Origin of the sequence: Cohnella abietis, from assembly GCF_004295585.1 — a bacterium.
Classification (GTDB): domain Bacteria; phylum Bacillota; class Bacilli; order Paenibacillales; family Paenibacillaceae; genus Cohnella; species Cohnella abietis.
Genome location: NZ_AP019400.1, coordinates 2,806,431 through 2,825,352 on the forward strand (window position 1 = coordinate 2,806,431; position 18,922 = coordinate 2,825,352).

Genomic DNA, 18,922 nt, shown 5'->3' on the forward strand with positions numbered 1-18,922 from the left:
AATGTCTCAAGCAAATGGCATGAATTATGCGCCGCAAGGCAAACCCAGCTCTGTTGTCGGTCGTGGTGAATTTATATTTGCAGCTATGGCGCTTGATCATGGTCATATATACGGAATGTGTAATGGGCTACAGGAGGCGGGTGCTTCGCTGAAGTGGGTGTATGATCCCGATCCAGACAAGGTACGGCAATTTATTGAGATTTATCCTCATGCTCGCGTGGCACAGTCCGAGCAGCAGATTTTGCAGGACCCTGAGGTTGCACTCATTGCTGCTGCAGCTATTCCTAACGAACGCGGGCCACTTGGCTTGAAGGTGATGGAGCATGGTAAAGATTATTTTACCGACAAAACTCCCTTTACTTCATTGGAGCAATTAGAGCAGGCGAGAGCGGCAGTGGCTAGAACTGGGCGTAAATATGCGGTTTATTATAGTGAACGGCTTCATGCAGAGAGCGCGGTATTTGCTGGACAATTGATTAAGGACGGTGCGATTGGTCGAGTCGTGCAGGTGCTAGGGCTGGGACCTCACCGCTTGAATGCGACATTAAGACCGGACTGGTTTTTTAGAAAAGAGCAATACGGGGGTATCCTCTGTGATATCGGTAGCCATCAGGTCGAGCAGTTTCTCTATTATGCAGGCTGTAAGGATGCCAAGGTAGTGCAAAGCAAAGTAGCTAACTATAACAACAAAGGCTATCCGGAGCTTGAAGATTTCGGAGATGCGAATCTTATTGGAGACAATGGGGCAACGAACTATTTTCGTGTGGATTGGCTTACTCCTAACGGTTTATCTGTCTGGGGAGATGGTCGCACCGTTATTATGGGGACCAATGGATACATTGAATTGCGCAAATACGTTGATATTGCCCGTGATGCCCAAGGAGACCAGCTGTACTTGGTAAACGGTGAAGGGGAATTTCATATGAGCCTTCGCGGAAAGGTAGGTTATCCCTTTTTCGGAGAGCTCATACTGGATTGCTTGAACAAGACGGAAAACGCTATGACGCAGGCTCATGCATTTAAAGCGGCTGAGCTTTGCTTACTGGCGCAATCACAGGCTATACGTATCGAATAGATGAAATCCAATGAAGGAGGGAGAGATTTCTATGATTAAGCTATCGGTATTTACTGTATCGACACCAGAGCTTAGTCCAGAAGAGCTTGCTGCAAAGGCGAAGCAAGCGGGGCTACAAGGAATCGAGTGGCGTTATAAGGAAACTCCTGCAGATGTAGCTAACCAAGTGCCTTCATTTTGGGGAAACAACCAATGTACCATTTCTCCTTCTGGCGGTGAAGTGGAATTGGACCGCTTTAAGAGAGCAACTGAGCTGCAGGGTCTTACAACTGTAAGCGTCACCCCTTATTTACAGGCAGGCGACATAGTGGGAACGGAGCAAGTATTAAAGGCTGCTCAGTATATGGGTGCGCCCTTTATTCGCTTAGGAGTCCATTCTTATGATCGCAACCGTCCTTTTAATGAGTTATTTGAGGATGAGCTAGTCTATTTGAAAGCGTCTGAGGAGCTTTGCAGACAGTATGGGGTTAAGGGCTTAGTGGAGATTCACCATGGCACACTGGCGGCTTCTGCATCCGGAGCAAGAAGATTGGTTGAAGGGCTGGACCCTCAATTCATTGGCGTACTCTTCGATCCTGGCAATACGGTACACGAAGGCTTTGAGAATTATCGGATGGCGCTGGAAATACTGGGACCCTATTTGGCTCATGTGCACATTAAAAATGCGGGATGGAAAATACAAGGTAAAGCTGAGGATGGCAGTACGATCTGGCACAGTGATTGGGAAGGACTTAGGGAAGGGATGGTTCCTTGGAGACAGGTGATCGCTGATTTGCTCGCTGTTGGCTATGAGGGCTATTTGGGAGTTGAGGATTTTAGTAGACAATTCGCTGATTCAGCCGACATGCTTCAGAACTTCTCTTCCTATATCGGAGACTTATTGGCGGAGCTACAGCATGTTTGAGTTTAATTATCGGTCGATAGGGATGTTTGAGCCTATCTTTCATTCTCATACCTTTTACGAGGTTTATTATTTTCATGAGGGCAAATGCAACTATTTAATCGGTGATCAAATCTATAACCTATCGCCTGGGGATTTAATATTGATGAATGGGATGACTCTTCATTGTCCGAAGGTTGACCCGGAAATTCCTTATATACGGTCGATTATTCATTTTGATCCCGCGATTTTAAGACCCTATTTGGAGCTGCCTCAAGCCGTTCCTGTTATGAGACCTTTCGAGCAGTTTAAGAATTATAGACTGTGCTTGCGAGGCAAAGAGAAGGAGGAGCTTGAGCAAATTTTATTGGTCATGCTAAGTCACCAGCAGCGCGGGGACAAGGTGGGGGAAAGCCGATTACTTCTCGCATTCGTGGATATGCTGCATTTTATTTATGATCAATGCTTGCAGCCTCTTGGGGAACAGAGGGAGGTTCCTTCTGACAAAGAAAAGACGGTTCAGGAGATCATTGCGCTGCTTGAGGATGTTTATATGGACGATGAGTTAAGTATGGAGCTGCTGCACAGCAAGCTTCATCTTAGCAAGTCGTATTTGGCCAAAATTTTCAAGGATGTGACGGGAGTTACTTTATTCGAATATGTGTACCGCAAGCGCATTAACGAAGCCAAAATCTTATTTCTGCTCCATCCAAGCTTATCGGTAACGGAAGTATCCTTCCGACTTGGCTTTAAGCATCTTGCGCATTTTAGCAGGCTTTTTAAGCAGCAAGTCAAGATAACTCCAGAAGGTTACAAGAAGGAATTGAAGAAGGATCGCCAACTGCATAAACAGCTAGAGGGGGAAGGTAATTGAATTTATTTGACCTGAGCGGCAGAACGGCAGTCGTTATTGGTGGCTCCTCATCATTAGGTGGTGCAATGGCGGAAGCGCTGGCAGCATATGGCGCGGCTGTAGCCCTTACAGGCCGCAAGGCGGATAATGCGGAGCCGATTAGGCAACGTATTGAATCTGCTGGCGGGAAGGCGCGTTGCTATGCGGTAGAGCCAACGAGTAAAGCTGATTTGGAGCATTTGCTTCAAGAGGTGGCCGCTTGGACGGGAGGAGTTGATATTTTACTCAATTGTCCGGGCGTGAACAGCGCTACTTCCTTTTTCGATATCGGGGAAGAAGAGTGGGACCGGATTATAGATGTTAATGCCAAGAGCTTAATGCTATCATGCCAAGTATTTGGCCGTTATATGGTTGAGCGGGGACAAGGTGGCAGCATTATTAATCTTTCATCGGTGTCATCTACAACCCCGTTATCTAAGGTGTTTACCTATTCGGTTTCTAAAGCAGCGGTAAACAATATGACCCAGTTTCTTGCGAGGGAATTTGCGCCTGCTCGTGTAAGAGTAAATGCTATCATACCTGGCTTTTTCCCGGCGGAGCAAAATCGGACGATTCTCTCTGAAGAGAGAGTGTCGTCAATCATGTCGCATACCCCGATGAAAAGATTCGGAGATCCGACGGAGCTGCAAGGAGCAGTCGTCTATTTGGCTTCCGAGAAAGCATCAAGCTACGTAACCGGGTCATTATTAAGGGTTGATGGTGGTTTCGGAGCGATGACGATATAACGAAGATTAAGGCTTAAGGAGGTGTGTTGACAGCATGCAAATGACATTTCGTTGGTTTGGTGAAAATGATCCGGTAAAACTGTGGCAAATTCGGCAAATTCCCGGGGTTACAGGCATTGTTAGCGCGATCTATGACGTACCTGTAGGAGAGGAATGGCCGCTGGAGAGTATTGTTCAGCTTAAGGAGAAGATTGAAGCGGCTGGGCTATCTTTAAGTGTCATTGAGAGCGTGCCTGTACATGAGCATATAAAGCTCGGATTGCCTGGACGCGACCAATATATTGAGAATTACGGAAAAACACTGCGCAATCTTGCTCATGCTGGGATTGGAATTGTTTGCTACAATTTTATGCCTGTGTTCGATTGGACAAGGTCACAGCTGGATTACGAGTTAGAGGATGGTTCAAATGCACTGATCTACGAAGAGGAAGTAGTCAGACGTATGAATCCGCTAAGTGGTGAATTACAGCTACCTGGTTGGGATAGCAGCTATAGGAAAGAGGATCTGCGGGTACTGTTCGAGCAATATTCTACTGTAGATGAAGAAAAGCTGTGGGACAATCTATCCTACTTCGTGAAGGCGATTATGCCGATTGCGGAGGAGGTTGGAGTATTAATGGCTATCCATCCGGATGATCCACCTTGGCCAATCTTCGGGCTTCCGCGCATCATTAAGGATGAAGCAGCTTTGCAAAGATTTGTCGGCTTGTATGACCATCCGGTCAATGGGCTTTGCCTCTGTAGCGGTTCACTTGGAGCAAATCCGGATAATGATCTGCCTGCTCTTATTCGTCACTTCGGAGCGGCTGGCAAAATTAATTTCATGCATGCACGTAATATCAAGCATACAGGTGAACGTTCTTTTCAAGAATCCGCTCATTTATCTTCTGCTGGCTCTCTGGATATGGCCGAGATCGTCCGAGCCTTACGCGATGTAAACTATGCTGGACCTGTCCGTCCTGATCATGGCCGCATGATTTGGGGAGAAACCGGGAAGCCAGGGTACGGGTTATATGACAGGGCATTGGGCGCTGTTTATCTGAATGGCATGTGGGAGGCTTTAACTAAAGAGAGAGCTGCTTTGAATAAGGAGTAGAAGCTCCTGGTGCCTCTATTGTAGCTTGCGTGCAGGGGATATTTGGTAAGTCGTTGCTTTCATCGAGTGGACAGTGATGGTAGAATGGGGTACGTTAGTTAAACAAGGATTCGAAACATTACGATACCTTATCCCCATTAAAGGAGATTATTTTGATGCCTTCAGAAATCATGCAAATCCTGTCCCGTGAAAAAATAGTGGCGATTGCTCGCGGAATTCCCGTAGAGTCCATCAATGCAACAGCTAAAGCGTTAGCTGATGGGGGAATTGTACTCCTTGAGGTTACCTTAAATACAGATGGCGCACTAAAAATGATATCGAAGCTTCGCTCAGACTTTGAGGGCCGTTTGCGTATAGGAGCGGGTACCGTTCTTGATTTGGGACAAGCCAAGGAAGCGGTAGCGGCGGGTGCTGAATATCTCATTTCCCCTAATTTAGATGAAGAAGTGATTTATTATGGCGTGGAGCAAGGTGTGGAGGTTTGGCCGGGTACTATGACTCCGACGGAAATCGTTCGTGCCTATAAGGCAGGGGCATCTGCGGTCAAATTGTTTCCAATGGGCTCGCTGGGAATTAACTATTTGAAAGAAGTCCGTGGGCCATTGAACAACATTCCTATGATTGCGACTGGCGGCGTGACCCTGCAAAATATTAACTCAGTCTTAGAAGCGGGAGCGATTGCAGTCGGCTTAGGCGGAAAGCTGATCGATACGCAGCTGGTGAAGGAAGGCAAATTCGATGAGCTGAGCCAGCTGGCCCGATCGTTCGTTAATGAGGTACAGGGAATAAAATCGGTGTGAGGTTATTCACTTTTCCGTTAAGGCTGGTGTCTTGTCGGGGAGGAAAATACACGCTATAAATTAAGAGATTTGTTAGTGAGGGCTGTCCCAGAAAGGTCAATTGCGACCTAGGGATGGCCCTTTTTTGAGCTGTACGAAATATTCGAGTAACAGGTTTGTGGAAGGCGCGAATGTGAGGAGTTGTACGAGATAATCGAGCAACTGGTTGTGGAGTGGCAAGATTGAAGAGAGTTATACGAATTATTCGAGCAATTGGGTTGCGAAGGGCACGATTGGAGCGAGGTATACGAAATATTCAAGTAAAAGGGTTGCGGAGTAGCACGATTGTGAGGAGTAATACGAAATAATCGAATAACGGTGTAGCGGAGGGGAACGAATGGAGCGAGTTATACGAAATATTCGAGTAACAGGGTTGCGGAGTGGCACGATTGTAAGGAGTTGTTCGAAATAATCGAACAACAGGATCCCGTAAGGCATGTTTGTAGTGGAGGTATTCGAAATATTCGAGCAACTGGTTTGTGAAAGGGCGCGATAGTGAGGAGGTATACGAAATAATCGAACAACGGTGTTGCGGAGTGGCACGATTGGAGCGAGGTATACGAAATATTCGAGCAACTGGTTTGTGAAAGGGCGCGATAGTGAGGAGTTGTTCGAAATAATCGAACAACAGGACCCCGTAAGGCATGTTTGTAGTGGAGGTATTCGAAATAATCGAGCAACGAAGCTACGGAAGGCCTAATTGTGAAAGAGCTCTTCGAAATATTCGAGCAACTGGTTCGTGGCCATGCTGCCCCGAGTTACCCATTTGGGTCATCTTGTAGTTTCTTCGAAAAATCAGTTAAGTCATATACGCCTAATGTAGTTAGTATTTCTTCGAAATCTCGTTTTAAAGCGGCCTTCTCGTCGGCAGGGAGGAAAGATGCCTCGACTCCATTTAAAATGAGTACGGTAATTTCGTGCAAGGTAAATCCGAATTTCTCCGTGAGCAGCTGATATTCCTTTGTTATATTTGTTCCGGATACACCAGGGTTATCAGTATTAACCGTACAAATAATCCCTTGATCGTAATAATCCTTTATGGGATAAGCGTCCCAACCGCTGACTGCTTTGGTCTGGATGTTGCTTGTCGGACAAAGCTCAAGGGGAATTTGTTGATCCCGAATTAAGTTGAATATATTTTTGTCTTCGTTCAATCTCACACCGTGTCCGATTCTCTGAGCTCCTAGTCGGATAGCTGCTTCTTCAATGTTTGAGGGACCAGCGGCTTCGCCTGCATGAATCGTGATTGGGATGTTGAGGTTTTGCGCAAGCTCAAACACTTCTCTGAACAATGCTGCGGGAAATGACGTTTCGTCTCCAGCCAAATCGACAGCTACAAGACCATGACCAATGAAGTGGGATGCGGCTTCGATAACCTGCAGGTTTTCCTCGACCGTATGGTTTCTCATACAGATGGCGATAACCCGGGATTTGATCCCGAAGCTTGCTTCGCCTCGCTTTAATCCTTCAATAACATGGTGAATGGTATCATCGGTAGTTAGTCCATTTTCGCGGTGGAGCAGCGGGGCAAAACGAACCTCGATATATTTAATGTTATGTTCATGTGCTTGCTCTACAGCCTCATAGGCAGTCTGCTCCAATGCTTCGCCTGTTTGAAGAAAGGGTAACACGAAATCGAACTTCGACAAGTATTCCGTAAGATTAGGGCAGTCTTCAACGACTTGAACGAGAGGAATTAGTTCTTCAGTATCGTAAGAGGGCAAGGACTTTCCTTGATCATTGGCGAGTTTTATTAAGGTATCCGGCTTAATGCAACCGTCAAGATGTACGTGCAGATCTACCTTCGGTAAAATCTTTAATAGTCTTGACATATCCATTTTACAAAAGCCTCCCTTTGATCGTGTGAATCAATATAACATAATTTTCTAATTTATTATATGTTTTAATACGTTGTGTCATATTTTTGTTAAGTTTATTACGATTCGCATCGAATGGAAAAAATAAACTAACTATAAAACATTATTATGACAACATATAAAACTTTTTAATTAAATATTGTATCATATATAGGTTTGTGGTATACCATAAATAGCATCTAAAAGATTTAATCTAGGGAGGATATACAGAATATGAAATTTTATTTGGATACAGGCAATGTGGAAGAGATCAAAAGAATCGTTAAACTCGGCTTGGTGGATGGCGTTACAACGAATCCGAGCCTGATCGCTAAAGAAGGCCGTATTTTCAAAGATGTGATCAAGGAAATCTGTGCTATCGTAGAAGGACCAGTTAGCGCAGAGGTTATTAGTCTCGATGTAGAAGGCATGCTGAAGGAAGCACATGAAATCGCACAATGGGCACCGAACGTTGTCATTAAGCTTCCGATGACCGAAGCGGGGTTAGAAGCTACGCATCAGCTATCTCAAGAAGGCATCAAAACGAACGTTACGCTGATCTTCAGTGTTGCACAAGGATTATTGGCTGCCAAAGCAGGCGCTACTTATATTAGTCCTTTCGTTGGCCGTTTAGATGATATCGGCGTTGATGGTATGGCACTTGTAAGAAACCTTCGCCAAGTATTGGATCAATATGGACTAGCTTCCGAAATTATTGCGGCAAGTATTCGTCATATTGGACATTTCGAGCAGGCTGCTTTGGCTGGAGCTCATATTGCTACAATTCCTGGAACATTGCTCCCTGTACTATGGAAGCATCCGTTGACGGATAATGGTATCGATCGTTTCCTTAAGGACTGGGAGAAGGTTCCAAAGGTACAAGGCTAATAGGGATATGAACCTTATGCTGGATCCGAGCAGTCGTAAAGGAGTGAGATCAATATCGAACTCACAGTAAGACAACTAACGATTATCGATATAATTAAAAAGCATGCCCCAATCACCGGCGAGCAAATCGCCGAGTGCTTGGGAATCAGCCGTCCGACCATCAGGTCGGATTTGTCTGTGTTAGTCATGCTTGGCTACATTGATGCTAAGCCTAAGGTAGGCTATTTTCTAGGGAAAGTCATGACATCTGAAGGCCAGCAGAGCGAGAAGCTCATGAATCTGAAGGTCAGAGATGTTATGAATCGACCTGTAGTCATTGTAGAGAGCGCCACGGTAAACGATGCTGTCATCTCTTTATTCGTAGAGAATACCGGTTTCTTGACGGTTACAGACGAGCAGGGAGCTCTCACGGGCATGGTATCCCTTAAGGATTTGCTTAAAGTAACGTTGGGCAATCCGAATGCGGCGGCCATCCCAATTAGTATGGTGATGACAAGAGCGCCTCGCCTTGCATTGGTTTCTCCAGATGATACGGTGCTCGAAGCTGCCAAAAAAATGCTGCATCATCAAGTAGGGGGTATGCCGGTTGTTGTCTCTCACGGTGACCACAACCGCTTAGAGGTGGTCGGGCGAATTACCAAAACCAACATGACACAGGCGTTGGTGGACTTGACCTCGGGGTTTATCGCTGAGTAGGGGGAGACAGGATGTCGGAGCAATTTCAGAAGGTTATATTTGTATGCTCAGATGCAGTCGGGGAAACTGCAGAAGCCGTTGCGAGAGCGACGGCGCGTCAATTCGCTACCGAGCAGGTCAAAATAAAAAGATATGGCAATATCAAGCACGAGGATGAGATTAAATCCATCATTCATGAAGCATTGCAGGCTGGTGGCTTTATTGCCTATACGCTTGTTCAGCCCGAGCTGCGTGAGACTATGCGTGAAGAAACGATAAAACTCGGTGTCCGAGCTATCGACGTGATGGGGCCGATGATGCAAGCCTTTATTGATACGTTTAATGATTCCCCTAAGTACAAGCCTGGATTGCTGCATGAGATGGACGAGAACTATTATCGGAAAATAGAGGCAGTTGAGTTTGCAGTTAAGTATGATGACGGTAAAGATGCACGAGGTCTGCTGCAAGCCCAAGTCGTGCTTGTAGGAGTGTCCCGTACATCCAAAACGCCACTTAGCATCTACTTAGCTCACAAAGGGATTAAGACAGCCAACTATCCGTTAACGATTGAGGTTAAGCCGCCGCAGGAGCTGTTCACGGCAACCAATCTTGTCGTTGGTCTATCGATGCAGCCGGAAAGGCTGCTTAAAATTCGTACGGAACGTCTCAAGGCATTAGGCCTACCTAGCCAAGCGAACTATGCATCTATGGATCGTATCGAGAAAGAGCTGAAATTCGCCTCTGACATTATGGAGAGGCTGAAATGTCCGATTATTGATGTAACAGAAAAGGCTATAGAAGAGACTTCAGGGCTCATTATGGAATTATTGGTTCCTTAATTTTTACAACAAAAGTCGCCCGGAGGCAGTGAACCTTACTGCTCCGGACGACTTTTTTTAACTCTTAAACCACAAGGCGAGTTATTTCTTCAGATCTTCAATCGAGTCGATGTCCATATACTTCGGTACGACGAAACCAAGCTTAGTTCCTGAGAGGTTTGGACCTAAATCCTCGAACTTTCCTTTATACTTATTATAATAATCAATGGAGGTTGTTGGGAGCCAAGCAGCGATCATGGCGTCTGCATCTCCATTAGCAATTCCAGCCCACATCGGGCCAATCTCTACTTGCAGCATATCCACTTTGTACCCCAGCTTGTTTTCCAGAACATTTTTGATGACGTGGGTACTCGCAATTTCCGAATCCCATGCGACATAAGCAAGCTTAAGCTTTTGACCCGAGACGGCAGGAATGTCCTTGATCCACGATTGGACCAAATCAGGGTTTTCCTTCACCCACTGAGCTGCTGCTTCATCTGGTGTTGCTCCTCCACTTATGAGAATCATGACCTTCTCCATATCAGCAGGCTTCCAATTAAATTGGTCCATGAAGCGGTACGCTGTAGGATGGTCTTTGTTCAGGTTTAGGCGAACGATCGTATGTATTTGCTCGCTTCCTCCGAATGATTGTTTAGGATCTTCCAAATACTTCAGGTCGTATTTAACGAACATCCAATGGGGCGTCCACGCCGTTACGATGATTGGCTCTTTGGCTTTATATGCTTTGTCTAGGGCGGCTGTCATCGCTGTGCCGGAGCCCTCTAGCAGCTTCCACTCAGCTAGCTCGTAATCTTCAATGGCTTTAGCCGAAGCTTTCATCAAGCCAGATCCGGGATCAATACCGATAATTCGATAGCCGACTTGATCTCCTACTCGATTCCCACTTTTACTACTACCGTTCTCGATGTATGTGTAAGCCCAGGATGCGACAAGAATAATGATCAGGCTGATTGAAATCGTAATTGCCTTCTTGAACCCTTGTTTTTTTCCTCGACGATTAGGGGTAATTACTTTTTGCGACATTCGGTCGAGTAGAATAGCAAGAATGACAATGGCTAGCCCGGCTTCAAAGCCTTTACCTGTATTAAGCTGGGTAACCGACCGATAGACATCTGCCCCAACCCCTTGCGCACCAATCATAGAGGCGATAACGACCATGGACAAGGAAAGCATAATCGTCTGATTGATTCCCGCCATAATGTTAGGCATAGCTAAGGGGAGTTGAACCTGCAGCAGCTTCTGGCGAGGAGTAGACCCAAAAGCATTAGCCGCTTCAATTAAATCTTCAGGCACCTGTTGAATTCCCAGATTGGTTAAGCGGATTGTAGGTGATATCGAGAATATGACAGAAGCAATGACACCAGGAACAACGCCTAAGCCGAAAAAGGTTACCGCAGGAATTAAATAAACGAAAGCCGGCATCGTTTGCATGAAATCCAGCAGGGGAGTTAAGATACTTTGCAGCTTGCGGCTTCTGGCGCAGGCTATGCCAAGTGGAAGTCCGACTATTATAGAGAGCAAGGATGCAGTTAGAACTAACGCTGAGGTGTCCATAGTTGAATCCCAATAGCCCAAATTCCAAATAAGAACCAGACCAATGATTGCAAACAATGCTAATGTCCAACGTCCAAGACGATAAGCTAAAGCTGCGAGTAAGATAATGACAACCCAAGCCGGCAAGATGTGAAAAAGATTAGAAAATGCATCTACCGTTCCTCCGATAACAGAGGAAAGAAGATCAAATATAAAGCTTAAATTTATTGCGAGCCAATCAACGATACCTTCGACCCAGCGATCTAACGGAAGTTTAGGCATTCTGATCACCTCCTACTTCGACATTGGGCGTACTGCTGGTGAGGGCAGCAAGAACTGCGCCACGTATTATGATGCCAAGAAGTCTTCCGTTTTCTCCCACTACAGCTGCTGGAATACGCGTGTTTCCAACGACCTCGAATAGCTCGTTTAATAGCTGATCAGGACGAAAAACAGGCACATCACGGACTACGATATCCATTAAGCTTTGTCCTTTACGAATAGCTTCTGATGCATCCTCGGCTGAGATGGCGCCTATTAGCCTTTTGGATTTGTCTACGACATAGAGATTAGAAACCCCGCTTTCATGCATGAGCTGAAGTGCGACCCGAGGGCCGCGATCAGGGCTAATCGTTTCAGGTCTGCGCATAACGTGGGATGCAGTAAGCACCTTAGACAAATCAACATCCTCGACGAATCGGGCTACATATTTATTGGCGGGATTGATCATAATTTCTTCTGGAGTACCGATCTGTACGACAGAGCCATCTCGCATCAGGGCTACCCGGTCACCTATTCGAAGTGCTTCATCGAGATCGTGGGTGATGAAAATAATCGTTTTTTTCAAATTTTGTTGAAGCTCCAGCAGCTCGTCCTGCATGTCTCTACGGATAAGCGGATCAAGAGCGCTGAAGGCTTCGTCCATTAAGAGAATATCCGGTTCATTGGCTAAGGCTCTAGCCAGTCCGACACGCTGCTGCATACCTCCGCTTAGCTGGTCAGGGTAACTATTTTCTAATCCTTGTAGGCCAACGAGTTGGAGAGAATGTAATGCTTTGTCGCGCCGGGTCTGTTTCTCCATGCCTTTAATCTCTAAGCCGTATTCAATGTTCTCTACGATGCTCTTGTGAGGGAATAAGGCGAATTTCTGAAATACCATAGCCATGCTTTGACGTCGAACATCCCTCAGCTGCTGAGGATTCATAGAAACGATATTTTTCCCCTTAATCAAGACGCTTCCACTTGTCGGTTCAATCAACCGGTTGAGCAAGCGCACTAAAGTGGATTTTCCGCTGCCGGAAAGCCCCATAATGACGAAAATTTCACCTTCTTCAATATGGAAGCTAACCTTGTTAACCCCAATTGTGTGTTTCGTTTTCTCGAAAATTTCCTTTTTGGATAGTCCTTGCGCGAGTAAGGCCAGTGCCTTGTCGGGCTCAGCTCCAAAAATTTTAGTTAAATCCTTCACTTCTACGATAGCCATAAGTCCTCCACATTAAATGATTGCTCATCATTTTTAGTTAAGAGTTAGATTAAACATATCAAGGAATAATTAAACATGGGAAAGTTGAACAATGACGATGTTAGGGTCTAGTTGTGCTATCTTTACTATTAAAAAGAAGAAAAAATAAACAAAGCCTGGTTCAACCAAGAGGGATTAAATCCCCAGTGGTTGAACCAGGCTTTGTTCGTAGAGTAAGGTTTTTGGATATTACTTATCCAGCATTTGACGAATCATTTGTTGTTTTCTTTGGGAGCAGGAAAGTCTCTTGGATGTGTCACCAAAGAAAATATCATGGTCGCCAATAACAGAGATGTTCTTTACATTGACATAGCAATCTGACGAAACCCGGAAGAAAGTCGCCGAGTCCGTAATGAGATTATTTCTTTCATCGGCGGACAGTCTTTTTTTAATGTTGTAATTCCGTCCGTGAAAGCTAATTAATCCATGTGCTCCGACTTTGAAGAATAACGTGTCTTGACGCGGCTCGAAATCCTCGTACACATTTTTCTCCTGCAGTGCTACATTCATCGTTCCAATTCCCCCTTAGAATGATGTTGCTTGGTAGCGCTTTCAGTATACCACACAATTGAACGATTTGGGTAACTTTCCTAAAAAAATTATACCTTCTCACAAAATTTTTTTACCATATCAGGAAGTATAGAATTTTCGATACTTATCTGATATGTCTCCGACTTAAACATTGAATGCAGTGAAAGGACCGAGTCAGCAGTTTATGCTTACAAAAGTGTGTCTCATTGTGGTACGTTTTTTGACAATTTGCATGAAGATGGGGAGAAAGTTGGATCTATTGGTGGATTAACTTTGTGCGAATGGGGCTTGGCAATTATAATCAAGTTATACAAATTCGTATTCCGCACAGTCAGAGGAGATAGAAATTTATGATTAATCGCAAGGTTACCCCGTCGGAAGGCGGTAAAAGGCTACATAGATATCTAAGAAGCTTAATGCCGAATATCCCATTAGGACAAATATATAAGATGATTGATAATGGGAAAGTAAAGGTAAATGGTAAAAGGAAAAATCAGAACTACGAGCTTGTCGCTGGTGATGAGTTAGTTCTTTATGTTGAAGAAGCAGCCTATCAGGAAGCCAGTATTGGTCAGAAGAAGACGAAATACGTAGGAGTTAATGCTAACATTAATGTCATATACGAGGATGCAGAGCTTATGGTCGTGAATAAGCCAGTTGGAATGCTTACGCATCCCGATCAGGCGGATCAGAAAGATACGCTCGTTAATCGTGTACATGCTTACCTATATCGTAAGGGTGAACTAGATAGCCCTTTATTCATGCCTGCTACAGCGAATCGACTTGATCGGAACACAAGTGGTATCATCCTTGTGGGTAAGACTGCGGGGATGCTGCATCAATTAAATCAATGGATTCAGAAGCATGAGCTCCAGAAGTATTACGTAACAATCGTTGAGGGTCGTCTGGAGGGTGAAGGAATACTATCCGGCGAGCTAATTCGCGATGAGAAAAAAAATCGTACACATGTCGTTGGTGATAAAACGAACATCGAACGTCATGGCGGAGCGGATCAGGTGAAGTCAGCAGAAACTCGGTATCGCGTGCTGCAGACGGGCAATGCCTACTCATTGGTGGAGATCGAGCTTATAAGCGGGCGAACCCACCAAATACGTACCCATTTTCAGGATATCGGACATTCACTTCTAGGTGACATTAAGTATGGTGGAAAACGTTTCGGTGACGTGAATTATCAATTGCTTCATGCTTGGCGTATCGTTCTTCCAGGTGAAAGGGAGTTCAAAGCCCCTTTGCCATCGGAAATGCGTGTTGTCGCGGAACGAATTGGATTGCATGTGAATTTGTAGTTTGAACGCGTAGAGACACCTTGAGAAATTCTGGACATGCCGGAGGTTAGCCATATGCTCAGCACACCAATCAAACGATTACGGTTTATCGGTTATTTCGAAGCAGGATCTTTCTTGATCCTGCTCTTGATTGCAATGCCTCTTAAATATGCATTTGATACTCCTGAACCTGTTAAAATAGTCGGAATCATTCATGGCTTTTTATTCGCGCTGTATTTATTAGCCATTCTCAATGCTTTTATCGCACGCAAGCTTTCTTTAGGAATGTCACTAGTGGCAGTCATAGCTGCTTTTCTGCCCTTTGGTCCTGTTTTATTGGACCGTAAGATTCGTTAAGATAGAAATTTGGACATCATCATTCGCTGCTATTGAGCGACCGTTTGGGGGAAATATCCTAAGCGGTCTTTTTTTTGCACATATTTTGAACAATATATGGAGTATCCTATATATTCATCTATATTAGCTTATCTAGAATTTGCCGATCGGTTGGCGATTTGTGTTCCGTTCATATTCAGTTCATAATCTAACCATATAATAGTTTTTACATATACAGTATAGCGGAGATGATGAAAAATGCTGAAGCTCTTTCGATTTCTAAAGCCTTATCGTTGGGCTGTAGCCGCGGTAATGGTGCTGATTTTGTTGCAGTCATTAAGCGAGCTTTATTTGCCAACCTTGATGGCTGACATCATTAATGATGGCGTAGTAAAAGGAAATATCCCGTACATCTGGAAAATCGGTGGATTCATGCTCGCGGTAACCATTGTAGGAACTATCGTTTCCATTACTGCTAGCTACGTCTCCTCGCGTATCGCTTCCGGCTTTGGCAGAGATGTTCGCAGTAAGACATTTCGTCATGTTGAGAACTTCTCATTACAGGAATTCGATAAGATAGGTACGGCATCACTTATTACTAGAACGACCAACGACATTACTCAGGTGCAGACAGTTCTTATGATGATGATGCGCCTAATGGTAGCCGCGCCAATGATGTGTATCGGTGGTCTAATTATGGCCATATCTAAGGATGCTCATCTGTCGCTCGTTTTCGTAGGAGCTATTCCGATTCTAGCCCTGACGATATTTCTGATTGCGAGTAAAGGTATCCCTTATTTCAAGGTAATGCAGAAGAAAATTGATAAAATTAATTTGGTGCTGCGTGAAGGTTTGACGGGCATCCGGGTTATTCGCTCATTTAATCGTTTCGAGCACGAGACTAAACGTTTTAAAGAAGCGAACCATGATCTGACGCAAACTGCAATTAAAGTGAATCAAATTATGGCGTTCATGATGCCTATGATGATGCTGATTCTTAACTTTTCATCCATTGCGATAATATGGTTTGGAGGAATTAGAGTTAGTGAAGGTAATATGCAGGTTGGCGATCTTATGGCATTTCTGCAATACGCCATGCAAATCATGTTCTCACTTCTGATGGTATCTATGATGTTTGTTATGGTTCCTCGTGCCTCCGCTTCAGCGGTCAGAATTAATGAGGTTCTAAATACGGAGCCTGTTATTGTAGGGAAAAAGGGTGAAGGAAACGTACAAGGGGAAGAGCAGAACGCTCGAGGTTTGGTGGAGTTCGACAATGTGTCATTCCGTTATCCGGGTGCGGAGACGCCAGCCATTGAGGGGATTTCCTTTCAGGCTTCACCTGGAGAGGTAACTGCCATTATTGGAGGAACGGGATCTGGGAAATCAACTTTAATAAGCTTAATACCTAGGTTTTATGATATTGAACTGGGAGCTGTGCGAATAGATGGTAGCGATGTTCGTGATCTGTCTATCGATGAGCTGCGCTCAAAAATTGGACTTGTGCCACAAAAGGCTTTGCTATTCACAGGCTCGGTTTCAGATAATATTCGCTATGGCAAAACGGATGCTACAGAAGATGAAATTAGCCAAGCGGCCATAACTGCGCAGGCGAATGATTTCATTACGGGAATGCCTGAGGGGTATGCTTCACCCATCTCTCAGGGTGGATCGAATTTGTCCGGCGGACAGAAGCAACGCTTGTCTATTGCCAGAGCTCTTGTCCGGAAACCGTTAATTTATTTGTTCGATGACAGCTTCTCCGCGCTAGACTTCAAGACAGATGCGAAGCTACGTGCAGCGTTAAGAAGTGAAACGACAGAAGCGACGGTTATCATTGTAGCTCAACGGGTGAGCACGGTTATGGATGCCGATCGGATTCTCGTGTTGGATGAGGGACGAATCGTTGGTAATGGGAATCATCGGGAATTGATGGAAAGCTGCAGCGTCTACCGCGAGATTGTTTCTTCGCAGCTATCCGAGGAGGAAATCGCATGAGTGAGCAACGTCAAGAGCATCAGGGAGCGAGTAGAGGACCTGCGTCGGGAGGACCGGGAAGAGGTCCGATGGGCGGCCCAATGGGTGGCATGGGTGGTATGGGGATGCCCGTTCAGAAAGCCAAAAACTTCAAAGGAACGCTTCGCAGGCTAATGGGCTATTTACGTCCTCAGCGGTTTAAACTGTTAGCCGTGCTTGTAACGGCTGTTCTTAGCACCGCCTTTGCAATCTACAGTCCTAAAGTGCTGGGGAATGCGACCACTAAGCTGTTCGAAGGTATGATGGGCAAGATTAATGGTGATCCGAACGCACATTTTGATATTGCTGGCATATGGCAAATTGTCGTTTTCCTTGCTGGGTTGTATGTCGTCAGCTCTATTTTCAGCTATATCCAACAATTCCTCATGGCTGGTGTGGCCCAAAAGACAGTATATGGGTTACGCAATGAAGTGAATGCCAAGCTGGGCAAGCTTCCTCTTAAATTTTTCGATAGCCGCACGAATGGTGAAATTCTAAGCCGTGCCGTTAATGATGTCGATAATATTAGTAATACGTTACAACAAAGTCTAACTCAGCTCATCACATCAGTCATTACGATACTGGGCGTCATCGTTATGATGCTTACGATAAGCCCTTGGCTTACACTGATTCTTCTTCTGACGCTTCCGCTGTCTATGATTGTGATTAGAGGTGCAGCTAGTCGGTCTCAGAATCATTTTAAAGCTCAGCAGATGGAATTGGGGCAGTTGAACGGTCATGTTGAGGAAATGTATTCAGGACACAAGATTGTTAAGGCTTATGGACAGGAAGAAATTTCAGTAGCTAAATTCGATAAAATTAACGAACGACTCTATGTCTCAGGTTGGAAAGCACAATTTATTTCAGGGAACATTATGCCCCTCATGAGCATGGTCAGCAATATCGGATACGTATTTATTAGTGTTGTTGGCGGAATTATGGTTACACGAGGCACGATTTCTATTGGTAATATCCAAGCCTTCATTCAGTATGCTAGACAGTTTTCGATGCCGTTAGTGCAAACTGCGAACATCGCGAATATCATTCAATCGACAATTGCATCGGCTGAACGTGTATTCGAATTGTTGGATGAGGAGGAGGAAGTCCTTGAGGCTGCTAATGATACAGATGTTAAGCTAGCTTCGCCAAAAGGTGATGTCGCTCTGCGCAACGTCAGCTTTGGTTATAAGGAAGACGCAATGCTCATCGAGAACATGGATATCGATGTTAAGAGTGGTCAGATGGTTGCTATCGTTGGACCGACTGGTGCAGGAAAAACAACATTGGTTAATCTGCTGATGAGATTTTATGAAATTAATGACGGTAGCATCACGATAGATGGACTCGATATTACTCGAATGAAGCGGGGCAATCTGCGAAGCTTGTTCGGAATGGTGCTGCAGGACACATGGCTGTTCAACGGAACGATTCGTGACAATATCGCGTATGGTCGAGAAGGTGTTTCCGAGGAAGAAATTGTTGGGGCTGCTAAAGCAGCACATGCAGATCATTTTATTCGTACCTTGCCAGAAGGCTATGATACAGTGTTAAATGAAGAAGCATCCAATCTGTCGCAAGGACAGAAGCAGCTTCTGACGATTGCGCGGGCAATATTGGCTGATCCTGCTATTTTGATTCTAGATGAAGCTACGAGTAGCGTAGATACACGAACAGAGGTTTATATCCAGAAGGCTATGCATGAGCTGATGCAGGGAAGAACCAGCTTCGTTATTGCTCACCGTTTGTCGACGATTAGAGATGCAGACTTGATTCTTGTGATGAATCAGGGCAGTATTATTGAGAAGGGCACTCATAATGAATTGCTTGCTCAAAATGGTTTCTACGCCGACTTGTACAACAGTCAATTTGTTGGCGGAGGTATCCAGAAAAGCGTGGGATGAGAGCCCATGGA

Annotated in this window: 17 protein-coding genes; 13 read left to right on the plus strand and 4 right to left on the minus strand. The window is 45.0% G+C overall.

Annotation, left to right across the window (positions count from 1 at the left end; all coding sequences use genetic code 11):
* The first annotated feature begins 1 nt into the window (after nt 1).
* The 6 genes from KCTCHS21_RS11785 (at nt 2) to KCTCHS21_RS11810 (ending at nt 5,489) form a co-directional block, all read left to right on the plus strand.
* Nucleotides 2-1,075, plus strand: a complete 1,074-nt coding sequence (locus tag KCTCHS21_RS11785) for a Gfo/Idh/MocA family protein (RefSeq protein WP_130607976.1) — start codon at nt 2-4, stop codon at nt 1,073-1,075.
* Between the two features lie 34 nt (nt 1,076-1,109).
* Nucleotides 1,110-1,979 (plus strand): sugar phosphate isomerase/epimerase family protein, encoded by an 870-nt coding sequence (locus tag KCTCHS21_RS11790; RefSeq protein WP_130616468.1) that lies wholly within the window; start codon nt 1,110-1,112, stop codon nt 1,977-1,979.
* Nucleotides 1,972-2,829: an AraC family transcriptional regulator gene (locus KCTCHS21_RS11795; protein WP_130607979.1), complete on the plus strand. Its 858-nt coding sequence runs from the start codon at nt 1,972-1,974 to the stop codon at nt 2,827-2,829. Before KCTCHS21_RS11790 ends, KCTCHS21_RS11795 begins: the two co-directional genes overlap by 8 nt.
* Nucleotides 2,826-3,593: an SDR family oxidoreductase gene (locus tag KCTCHS21_RS11800; protein WP_130607984.1), complete on the plus strand. Its 768-nt coding sequence runs from the start codon at nt 2,826-2,828 to the stop codon at nt 3,591-3,593. Before KCTCHS21_RS11795 ends, KCTCHS21_RS11800 begins: the two co-directional genes overlap by 4 nt.
* A gap of 34 nt (nt 3,594-3,627) precedes the next feature.
* Nucleotides 3,628-4,689, plus strand: a complete 1,062-nt coding sequence (uxuA, locus tag KCTCHS21_RS11805) for a mannonate dehydratase (RefSeq protein WP_130607987.1) — start codon at nt 3,628-3,630, stop codon at nt 4,687-4,689.
* A gap of 155 nt (nt 4,690-4,844) precedes the next feature.
* Nucleotides 4,845-5,489, plus strand: coding sequence for a bifunctional 4-hydroxy-2-oxoglutarate aldolase/2-dehydro-3-deoxy-phosphogluconate aldolase (locus tag KCTCHS21_RS11810; protein ID WP_130607990.1), 645 nt, complete (start codon nt 4,845-4,847; stop codon nt 5,487-5,489).
* 797 nt (nt 5,490-6,286) lie between these two features.
* Here the strand turns inward: KCTCHS21_RS11810 and add are convergent.
* Nucleotides 6,287-7,366: an adenosine deaminase gene (gene add / locus KCTCHS21_RS11815; protein ID WP_130607994.1), complete on the minus strand. Its 1,080-nt coding sequence runs from the start codon at nt 7,364-7,366 to the stop codon at nt 6,287-6,289.
* A gap of 252 nt (nt 7,367-7,618) precedes the next feature.
* On the opposite strand from add, the gene fsa reads away from it, so the two are divergent.
* From fsa to KCTCHS21_RS11830, 3 genes are read left to right on the plus strand one after another with little or no spacing between them, the layout of a single operon-like run.
* On the plus strand, nt 7,619-8,272 hold the full coding sequence (gene fsa / locus KCTCHS21_RS11820; RefSeq protein ID WP_130607997.1) for a fructose-6-phosphate aldolase: 654 nt from the start codon (nt 7,619-7,621) through the stop codon (nt 8,270-8,272).
* A 48-nt stretch (nt 8,273-8,320) separates the two neighbouring features.
* The gene (locus tag KCTCHS21_RS11825; RefSeq protein ID WP_130608000.1) at nt 8,321-8,968 is read left to right on the plus strand and encodes a helix-turn-helix transcriptional regulator; all 648 of its coding nucleotides are present in this window, start codon (nt 8,321-8,323) and stop codon (nt 8,966-8,968) included.
* 11 nt (nt 8,969-8,979) lie between these two features.
* Entirely contained in the window at nt 8,980-9,786 is an 807-nt protein-coding gene (locus KCTCHS21_RS11830) for a pyruvate, water dikinase regulatory protein (RefSeq protein WP_130608004.1), read from the plus strand.
* A gap of 81 nt (nt 9,787-9,867) precedes the next feature.
* Here KCTCHS21_RS11830 and KCTCHS21_RS11835 read toward each other — a convergent pair whose 3' ends face one another.
* The 3 genes from KCTCHS21_RS11835 to KCTCHS21_RS11845 form a co-directional block, all read right to left on the minus strand.
* The gene (locus KCTCHS21_RS11835; protein WP_130608007.1) at nt 9,868-11,601 is read right to left on the minus strand and encodes a glycine betaine ABC transporter substrate-binding protein; all 1,734 of its coding nucleotides are present in this window, start codon (nt 11,599-11,601) and stop codon (nt 9,868-9,870) included.
* Complete coding sequence (locus KCTCHS21_RS11840) at nt 11,594-12,802, minus strand: quaternary amine ABC transporter ATP-binding protein (protein WP_130608010.1); 1,209 nt, start codon at nt 12,800-12,802, stop codon at nt 11,594-11,596. The genes KCTCHS21_RS11835 and KCTCHS21_RS11840 overlap by 8 nt, the downstream gene beginning before the upstream one ends.
* A 228-nt stretch (nt 12,803-13,030) precedes the next feature.
* Nucleotides 13,031-13,351 (minus strand): hypothetical protein, encoded by a 321-nt coding sequence (locus KCTCHS21_RS11845; RefSeq protein WP_130608013.1) that lies wholly within the window; start codon nt 13,349-13,351, stop codon nt 13,031-13,033.
* Between the two features lie 371 nt (nt 13,352-13,722).
* Between KCTCHS21_RS11845 and KCTCHS21_RS11850 the strand changes: the two genes are divergently transcribed.
* From KCTCHS21_RS11850 to KCTCHS21_RS11865, 4 genes are all read left to right on the plus strand, one after another.
* Complete coding sequence (locus KCTCHS21_RS11850; protein ID WP_130608018.1) at nt 13,723-14,679, plus strand: RluA family pseudouridine synthase; 957 nt, start codon at nt 13,723-13,725, stop codon at nt 14,677-14,679.
* Nucleotides 14,680-14,733: 54 nt separating this feature from the next.
* Nucleotides 14,734-15,015 carry a DUF3817 domain-containing protein gene (locus tag KCTCHS21_RS11855; RefSeq protein WP_130608021.1) on the plus strand — a complete coding sequence of 94 codons (282 nt, stop codon included), beginning with the start codon at nt 14,734-14,736 and terminating at the stop codon, nt 15,013-15,015.
* Nucleotides 15,016-15,252: 237 nt separating this feature from the next.
* Nucleotides 15,253-16,992 carry an ABC transporter ATP-binding protein gene (locus tag KCTCHS21_RS11860; protein ID WP_130608024.1) on the plus strand — a complete coding sequence of 580 codons (1,740 nt, stop codon included), beginning with the start codon at nt 15,253-15,255 and terminating at the stop codon, nt 16,990-16,992.
* On the plus strand, nt 16,989-18,911 hold the full coding sequence (locus tag KCTCHS21_RS11865; RefSeq protein ID WP_130608027.1) for an ABC transporter ATP-binding protein: 1,923 nt from the start codon (nt 16,989-16,991) through the stop codon (nt 18,909-18,911). Before KCTCHS21_RS11860 ends, KCTCHS21_RS11865 begins: the two co-directional genes overlap by 4 nt.
* The last annotated feature ends 11 nt before the right edge of the window (nt 18,912-18,922 follow it).